General features: G+C 35.8%; 8 protein-coding genes. 3 read left to right on the top strand and 5 right to left on the bottom strand.

Going from position 1 to position 7,896, the window contains the following annotated elements:
• Window positions 1–377 precede the first annotated feature (377 nt).
• From EKG35_RS19975 to ggt, 3 genes are all read left to right on the top strand, one after another.
• The gene (locus EKG35_RS19975) at window positions 378–941 is read left to right on the top strand and encodes a sigma-70 family RNA polymerase sigma factor (RefSeq protein WP_126296304.1); all 564 of its coding nucleotides are present in this window, start codon (window positions 378–380) and stop codon (window positions 939–941) included.
• A complete protein-coding gene (locus EKG35_RS19970) occupies window positions 938–1,963 on the top strand; it encodes a DUF4179 domain-containing protein (protein ID WP_126296303.1) in 1,026 nt (341 codons plus the stop codon). The genes EKG35_RS19975 and EKG35_RS19970 overlap by 4 nt, the downstream gene beginning before the upstream one ends.
• 341 nt (window positions 1,964–2,304) lie before the next feature.
• On the top strand, window positions 2,305–4,077 hold the full coding sequence (ggt, locus tag EKG35_RS19965) for a gamma-glutamyltransferase (protein ID WP_126296302.1): 1,773 nt from the start codon (window positions 2,305–2,307) through the stop codon (window positions 4,075–4,077).
• Window positions 4,078–4,167: 90 nt separating this feature from the next.
• Here the strand turns inward: ggt and EKG35_RS19960 are convergent, their stop codons facing one another.
• The 5 genes from EKG35_RS19960 to EKG35_RS19940 form a co-directional block, all read right to left on the bottom strand.
• Complete coding sequence (locus EKG35_RS19960) at window positions 4,168–4,893, bottom strand: 3-ketoacyl-ACP reductase (protein WP_126296301.1); 726 nt, start codon at window positions 4,891–4,893, stop codon at window positions 4,168–4,170.
• 169 nt (window positions 4,894–5,062) lie between these two features.
• The gene (locus EKG35_RS19955) at window positions 5,063–5,251 is read right to left on the bottom strand and encodes a hypothetical protein (protein WP_126296300.1); all 189 of its coding nucleotides are present in this window, start codon (window positions 5,249–5,251) and stop codon (window positions 5,063–5,065) included.
• Between the two features lie 228 nt (window positions 5,252–5,479).
• Window positions 5,480–5,959 (bottom strand): methylated-DNA--[protein]-cysteine S-methyltransferase, encoded by a 480-nt coding sequence (locus EKG35_RS19950; protein WP_126296299.1) that lies wholly within the window; start codon window positions 5,957–5,959, stop codon window positions 5,480–5,482.
• The gene (locus EKG35_RS19945) at window positions 5,943–6,860 is read right to left on the bottom strand and encodes a DNA-3-methyladenine glycosylase family protein (protein WP_126296298.1); all 918 of its coding nucleotides are present in this window, start codon (window positions 6,858–6,860) and stop codon (window positions 5,943–5,945) included. Before EKG35_RS19945 ends, EKG35_RS19950 begins: the two co-directional genes overlap by 17 nt.
• Window positions 6,847–7,416, bottom strand: coding sequence for a bifunctional transcriptional activator/DNA repair enzyme AdaA (locus EKG35_RS19940; protein ID WP_126296297.1), 570 nt, complete (start codon window positions 7,414–7,416; stop codon window positions 6,847–6,849). Before EKG35_RS19940 ends, EKG35_RS19945 begins: the two co-directional genes overlap by 14 nt.
• Window positions 7,417–7,896 lie beyond the last annotated feature (480 nt).

The raw sequence follows: 7,896 nt of genomic DNA, 5'->3' as shown, positions 1-7,896 counted from the left end.
AAATTCACGGCCATTAACTAAGGGAATAGAAGAACTAATGTGAAAAAAGTGAGAAAGGTGAATTTGAGTTCCCTCAAATTCACCTTTCTCTTTATTTGAAGCTAGTTATGTCCCAGCCTCTATAAATAATTGTTTAATTTTTGTTAATACAACTCTATTGACATAAACATTAAAATTATTGAATTTATCTTTCATATTCACCTCCCTATCCCCCACAATTGGAATATCATCAATAAAATTGACAGCAATATAACCCTAAGTAAAAATTAGCCTAATGAATAAATAAGGAAATAATTGAATTTTTTTGAGAATAAACACTTAGACCCTTCGTTGTACTTTATGAAAAAGCTTTTTCAATCAAATAAGGAGCAGAGTAAATGAAAAGTTCATCGATAAACTTTATTAGTAGATTAAAAACACAAAAAGAAGATGCACTGGAGTATATCATTGATGACTATATGCCACTCGTGAAAACCATTGCCACAAAAATTTTACACAATATGAAGCAAACAGATATTGATGAATGTATCAATGATGTTTTTCTAACCGTTTGGCAAAATGCTTATCAGTTTCAAGGCGACATTCAAGATTTTAAAAAATGGATTGGCATGATTACGAAGTACAAAGCCATTGATCGATACCGTCAAACAAAAAAGCAGATTGCACATGAACAACCGGACACACCATTAGAACAGAAAGCAAGTTTTTTACAAACAGATGTATCTGTATTGAAAAAAGAAGAAAAAAACGCAATATTATTTGCGCTTAGTCAATTAAAGGAAATTGACCGCGATATTTTTATAATGAAATATTATTTGGAGCTTTCAAATAGTGAAATTGCTGACAATCTAGATATATCAAAGGCTGCAGTCGATAATCGGTTGTATCGAGGTAAGAAAATATTAGCTACAAATTCCAAGTTAAAGGAGCTATTTGTATGAGTATGAAAGAATGGATAGATATGGATATCGATCAACTTGAGTTACTAGACGTAACAGACATTGAAAAGGCACGCGTCAAACAACATGTACTTAAAAAACGGAAAAAAGCACCTTTTTGGCATAATATTGCCGTTGCTGCTGTTATTATTGTTGGAGCGAGTACTGCAACAGGTTTTGCATTCCCGTCCCTTGCATCACAAATTCCGTTTATGGATAATGTCATTAATTATTTTAATGACGAAGAGCAACACTATAAAAATTTTGAGGCCTTCTCTACTGATATTGGTCTTACAGAAACAAGCAATGGTATTACAGTCATGATTGATAATGCGGTATATGATGGAACGAACATTACTGTATCGTTCGCCATTGAGACTGATCATGATTTTGGAGAAGCGATGAAAATAAGTGCGCCAAATTGGTTTGATATCGTTGGTGCAAGCGGTAGCGGCGGTAGTAATCAAATTACTAAAATTAGCGATACACGCTATGTTGGATTATCAACATTCACACCACATTTTAAGGACGGAAAATATCCTGAAACTGTGGAAGTTACCTGGTCGCCCCATGCTTTTTATAGTATGTCCAATGATTTAGAGGTTAAGGGTGATTGGTCATTCGATTTTTCATTAGACCGTTTAGACGGAGATATACAGCTTGTAAATGAAACCATTCAACACAAAGACGTGAGCTTCACGCTACAATCTGTTGAGTTTACAGATGTATCAACCGTTATTTCATATGAGCAAGCGGTAACAGATGAACTGCTAGAACAATGGCCTAGTGTGACACCCGTATTCTATGTGACTGATGATCTCGGTCATGTGTATATTAATGGTACAGGTGGTGGCGGTGTATCACCTGATAATGGGAAAACATTTAAAGGAACTACTTCATTCGGTGCTATACAAGAAGGTGCGAGTAAACTCATTATTCAAACTGTTGAAATCGCAAGTCTTGGTTCTGGACAAGGTCATAATGAAATCGAACTTGAACCAATTGTCATTGAGTTGAAACAATAAAATTGAAAGCCCACTTAGAAGTTAACTGGTTGCTCAACTTCTAAGCGGGCTGTTTTTATTAATCGAATAAAAAATACTCTTATTGGTTCATCAAAAAATTTCCTATAAGCTACACGCCTTTATTCCTTCTTTTAAGACTATATATTCCCCTGTTTATAAGATATATACAATAAAATTAATAGATTCTTAAAAGCTACTAACTATAAAAAACTAGAATACTAATACCTAAATGGAATATTACTAAACTTAAAAGAATATATTTTTAATAGACACTTTAGTGTTAAGTGATAGATGAAAGTAGCTTTATTCATCTATAAATAATTGAAAAGGGGGAGAGGAAGATTAGAAAGTTTCTAAAACAATTCAGCGTTTTCCTTTTAGTTTCGATTCTAGTTGTTGGCGTTTTACCATTAACAGGACAGGCCAAAAATTACAAGGGAATTTACGACACAGATTATGGCAATTATGATTTAGTTGCAACAGCTAATGGTGGGATGGTATCTACTTCCCATGGGTTAGCTACCCAAATTGGTGCAGAGGTACTTGAGCGAGGTGGCAATGCCATCGATGCTGCTATTGCTATACAGTATGCTTTAACAGTAGTTGAACCAATGATGTCCGGTATTGGTGGTGGAGGATTTATGATGGTTTATGACGGCAATACGAAGGAAACAACCATCATCAACAGCCGCGAGCGTGCTCCAGCTGGTGCTACACCTGATATGTTTTTAGATGAAGATGGCAATCCAATTCCATTTAATGAGCGCGTACAGCACGGGACATCTGTAGGCGTGCCTGGTACACTTAAAGGGCTAGAATTAGCACATGCTTTATGGGGATCTCGCTCAATGGAAGAACTAATCAAGCCTTCCATCACACTTGCAAAAAATGGCTTCCCCGTCAATGATTATCTAGCTCAGGAGATTGCAAATTCTAAAGATAAATTATTACGTACGGCTGCAAAGAATGTTTTCTTCAAAAATAATAAACCTCTTGAGGAAGGCGATCTTCTTGTACAAAAAGATTTAGCAAAAACCTTAACTTTAATTAGTGAAAAAGGGGCAGATGCTTTTTATTATGGTGAAATTGGAAATGTTTTAGCTAAAACAGTGCAGCAATTTGGTGGCTCTATGACTCCCGAGGATTTAGCAAACTATAACCCTACAATTGATGAGCCTATTTGGGGTAAATATCAAGGCTATGACATTGCAAGTATGCCGCCGCCAAGCTCGGGTGGTGTCTTCCTTTTACAAATGCTAGGCATCTTAGATGGTTTTGATCTTTCTCAGTATGACACAAGCTCTTGGGAAAAATATCACCTATTAGCGGAGGCTATGCATTTAGCCTATGCTGATCGTGCAGTATACGCGGGAGATCCGGAATTCGTTAATGTACCAGTAAATGGATTGCTTAACAAAGATTATCTTGCTGAAAGAAGTAAGTTAATAGACTTAAATAAAGTGAACGAAAACCCGACAGCGGGAGATCCGTGGAAGTATGAAAATAGTGTGGCAAACTATGATATGACTAAACAGCCTGATGATAAAGAATACGGCGAAACAACGCATTTTACCGTAGCAGATAAGTACGGAAATGTTGTTTCCTATACGACAACAATTGAGCAAGTTTTTGGTTCGGGTATTATGGTGCCTGGCTATGGGTTTATGCTGAATAATGAATTAACTGACTTTGATGCAATCCCTGGTGGTGCGAACGAGGTACAACCAAATAAACGTCCATTGAGCAGTATGACTCCTACAATTGTTTTTGAAGATGGGAAACCAGTGCTAACGGTAGGATCACCTGGAGGCCCAACAATCATCACATCCGTATTACAAACGATAGTCAATGTTATTGAATATGATATGAGTCTTGAAGATGCAATTGCAGAGCCGCGCATCTATACAAATAACCTTAATTCTTACCGTTATGAAGAGGAGATTCCAAAAAGCGTCATTTTGAAATTAAACGGAATGGGCCATTCATTCGGTGACACACCTATAACAATCGGAAATGTTCAAAGTATATTAATCGATCATGAGAATGGATTATTTAAGGGAGTTGCTGATGATACAAGGAATGGTTCCTCCATTGGAATCAAGTTAGAAAAATAATGTATCGTTAACCTTTAGATAAAATAAAAAATCCTTATCAGAACCATTGATAAGGATTTTTTTAACTCTATTTTTACTCTCAAGTTATAGTTAGAATGGATTTGTTGCAACAAAGCTTGCAGTCTTTACATATACGCGTGGATTTAGTTTTAATTGGTCCACGATAAATTCAGCAATGTCTTCTGCTTGAATTAGCTTAGCGTCGTTGTTTTCTTTAATTAAATTTAAGTCAAGCGCCAAATCTGTTGCTACAGTACTAGGTGTTAAAGCTGAAACACGAATATTATTTCGGCGAACTTCTTGAGCTAATGATTCAGTAAAACCAATAACACCAAATTTTGATGCACTATATGCACTGGAAGTAGCTGCCCCATTTAAACCACTTGTCGATGAAATATTAATAATGTCTCCACCATTTTTTTCAATCAATTGAGGTAATACGGCACGTGTTACATAGTATGTACCCATTAAATTTACATCAATGATTTTTTTCCATTCTTCTGGATCCATATTTAAAACTGTATCAAATGTTGCAATCCCTGCATTGTTGATTAAGATATCAGCAGTACCTAAATTCTCTGTTAGTGAACTAATAGCTGATTCTACTTGCTCTTTAGATGAAACATCAGCAACTGCATAAGCGACACTAACACCTAAACTTGCAATTTCCTCTGCCACTTCTTTTAAGGCTGGCTCCGTTTTTGCAACTAAGCCAACATTTACGCCCTCTTTTGCTAAGTGAAGTGCAGTTGCTTTGCCAATACCTCTTGCTGCACCAGTGATAAATGCGACTTTTCCATTTAAAGATTGTGCCATTTTAACGGCTCCCTTCCATACTGTCTGTATTTTCGCTTACATTATACTATGTACCGGATAAAATTGGATTAATAATGCTCATAGCTTTGAAAATACATAATGAGTGACCGGAGACATTATAAATAAAAGAACACCTTGATTCGCCGTTAGCCGAAGCAAGGTGCTGCATTTATTGCAATCGCTCTAAGTCTTGATACTCTTTCATATATGGACCATTGTCTGCAACAGCTGAATGAAATAGCGCCTTAATCGCCAAATTTTTTTCTAGGCCCATTTCCACTTTTATCTTCTTTAACTCATCATGTAAATCCCTGTGCTGGTTAATTAATTTCGTCATTACTGCTTTATTATACTTCATATAGTCACATCCCAAGCTTATTACTTTTACCAACTACACTATCTTTATTTTTTCAATAAACTGCCTAATTTAGTCAGCCGTATTCAATTTAATGTAACCATATCACTCTTTACCAGAATTAGCGAAAAAATTAACCTCCGTATATAACAATGGCCAACTCTCTCATTAAGAAAAAAGCTGTATTTCGAAACACCATTTACTCCTATTTGGCTAGAGATATCAGTAGTTTTAACGTCTATTTACCCTCTCATGATGAAGCAGCCATTCTTTTCTCCATAGACCTCCTGCATAACCGGTTAATGTTCCGTTTGAACCGATAACTCTATGGCATGGAATAACAATACTTAACTTATTTTTACCGTTTGCGCTACCTACAGCTCGAACTGCCTTTTCATTCCCAATGGATAATGCTATCTCTTTATAGGACCACGTTTTTGAGTAGGGGATTTCATTTAAAGCGTTCCATACCATTTTTTGAAAGCTAGTCCCTTCTAATTGATAAGGAAATGTGAATTCATGGCGTTTTCCTTTAAAATATTCATCTAGTTGGTTATAGCATTCAGCTAAAACCAGAGGAGTTTCAGCATGAAATACATTCACACTTTTCTGGTTTTCAGAGAACAGAATAGAATGAATTGCTTCGCGGGTGCCGGCTATTTCTATTACCCCAATCGGTGATTCATAATCTACTTTATATTTCGTTATCATACAAGGACCTCCAAAGATAAAAGGTTGCATAGGCCTGCCAACCCTCCCAATTTGCTGCATACTCTTTAATTTCTTCGATAGTCGGTTTCCTCTCAAGGCCTAATTGATTCTTTAATGCATTATGAAGACCAACATCAGAAATTGGGAAGGCGGAGGGATAATGCAAGCATTTCATTATCACATAATCTGCTGTCCAAGCACCAATCCCTCTAAACTGCAATAATGAAGAGTGTATTTGCTGAAAATCTTTTTTCTGAACTAATTGTTCCTTTGATAATTCACCCTTTGCCATAGCTTTCGCGATGTCGATGATATATTCAGCCTTCCTAGTAGTGAATTGAAATTTTTTTAAATCTTCTATATTCAAGAGCGCTATTTTTTTAAATGAAGGAAATAACCAAAACTTTTGTCCTTCGAAAATTAAAAATTCACCAAATTGTTCAATGAAGCGTTTCTTTAATGTGTAAGCAAAGGTTAAATTAATTTGCTGTCCTATAATGGCCCATACGAGAGCTTCAAATAGATCGGGGATGCCTATTATCCGTAAACCAGAATATTCATGTGCAAGACTTTGTAAAATTTTATCTTGATACGCCATTTGATAAAATTTCTCTAAGTTTTGAGATAAACCAAACCATTCCCAAACGTACTCTCCAATCTTTTTACGAGCATAACTAGTTGGTATGCTAATAGGGAACTCAACCTTTATGGCATTATTGACATATCCGATTTTACATAAAATCAACTCTTTATCGACTTTGAGAAGTTTGTAAACCGATTCATCTCTAATTTGATGAAGCACTTCCTGGTCGGATCTTCCTAAAAAAATGAGACATTCTTCAAAATTAAATTCCTTAGGGGGACAAATTTCGATATATGAATCATAATCATTCAAATGCATTTTGGAATTCCTTTCGATATTCACTAGGTGAACAGTTTTTTAAGCTTCTAAACACTTTATAAAAATTAGAAGGGCTCTGGAATCCCACCTCATAGCAGATTTCTAAGTTTGTCAGGCTTGTGGATTTTAGAAGGTGGGCCGCTTTATCAATGCGTATTTTTTCTAAGTAAGTACGTGGAGTCTCAGAAGTTTCTTGTTTAAATAAGCGTTCCAAATAATAAGGGCTTAAGCCAACCTGTTCCGCTATATCTTTTAAAATTAATTTTTGTTTATAATGATTGACTAGGAAGGTGATGATATTTCTGACAATTTCAATTTGCGGGGAGTGCTCCACTTCCGGCTGGCATCTTTTACAAGGGCGGTAGCCAGCTGCTTCAACTTCATTGATGTCATGGTAAAATTCTACGTTCGTTTTTTTAGGCTTCCTTGATTTGCATGAAGGGCGGCAGTATATTTTTGTTGTTTTTACTGCGGTAAAAAATAGACCATCGTACTTACGATCACAAGCGATAATTTTTTCCCACATCTCTTCAAATGAAAGATTGATATTCACCATTGTTTGCTCACTTTCCTTTCACCGTTAGTATTCGAGAACATGCAACATTCCGCTTCATTGCTTATAATCTGCTCGTCTTCTTTTCTAATCAATCATTTTAACGTACGGATTTTCCAAAACTATATCCCTTGCTCCTTGTTCCTTAAGCTTATTACAACTAGTTAGTTCTGATAAAGATAATCCATTTAGTGATGAACTCATGCTTATTAATGAAACATACAATAAATATCTCATTAGCTTCCTATAAAAATTAGCCTCATTAATCTCCTGAATCTTATTTATTATCTTATATGTTATTGGACCCATTTTAACAAGTAATCAAACTCTATTTCATCCTCATTCTTGCTCTTATGGTCAGTAAATCGAGTAGAGGAAAAATAAGTTGACTTATTTTCGCCCCTCTCACAACACCGTACGTACGGGTCTCGTATACGGCGTTTCAATTTATATCACAGTGTGAACTTCTAAGTAACGTTCTAA

It is taken from the genome of Lysinibacillus telephonicus (assembly GCF_003966145.1).
Taxonomy (GTDB): domain Bacteria; phylum Bacillota; class Bacilli; order Bacillales_A; family Planococcaceae; genus Ureibacillus; species Ureibacillus telephonicus.
The sequence above is the reverse complement of the archived record's forward strand: the minus strand, read 5'-3'. Positions and strand labels throughout refer to the sequence as shown.

Bases quoted from the DNA above. Each gene is read 5' to 3' on its own strand.
- EKG35_RS19970 (WP_126296303.1), top strand. From the start codon at position 938: ATGAGTATGAAAGAATGGATAGATATGGATATCGATCAACTTGAGTTA.
- EKG35_RS19945 (WP_126296298.1), bottom strand. From the start codon at position 6,860: ATGCATTTGAATGATTATGATTCATATATCGAAATTTGTCCCCCTAAG.
- EKG35_RS19950 (WP_126296299.1), bottom strand. From the start codon at position 5,959: ATGATAACGAAATATAAAGTAGATTATGAATCACCGATTGGGGTAATA.
- EKG35_RS19960 (WP_126296301.1), bottom strand. From the start codon at position 4,893: ATGGCACAATCTTTAAATGGAAAAGTCGCATTTATCACTGGTGCAGCA.
- EKG35_RS19940 (WP_126296297.1), bottom strand. From the start codon at position 7,416: ATGGTGAATATCAATCTTTCATTTGAAGAGATGTGGGAAAAAATTATC.
- EKG35_RS19975 (WP_126296304.1), top strand. From the start codon at position 378: ATGAAAAGTTCATCGATAAACTTTATTAGTAGATTAAAAACACAAAAA.
- EKG35_RS19955 (WP_126296300.1), bottom strand. From the start codon at position 5,251: ATGAAGTATAATAAAGCAGTAATGACGAAATTAATTAACCAGCACAGG.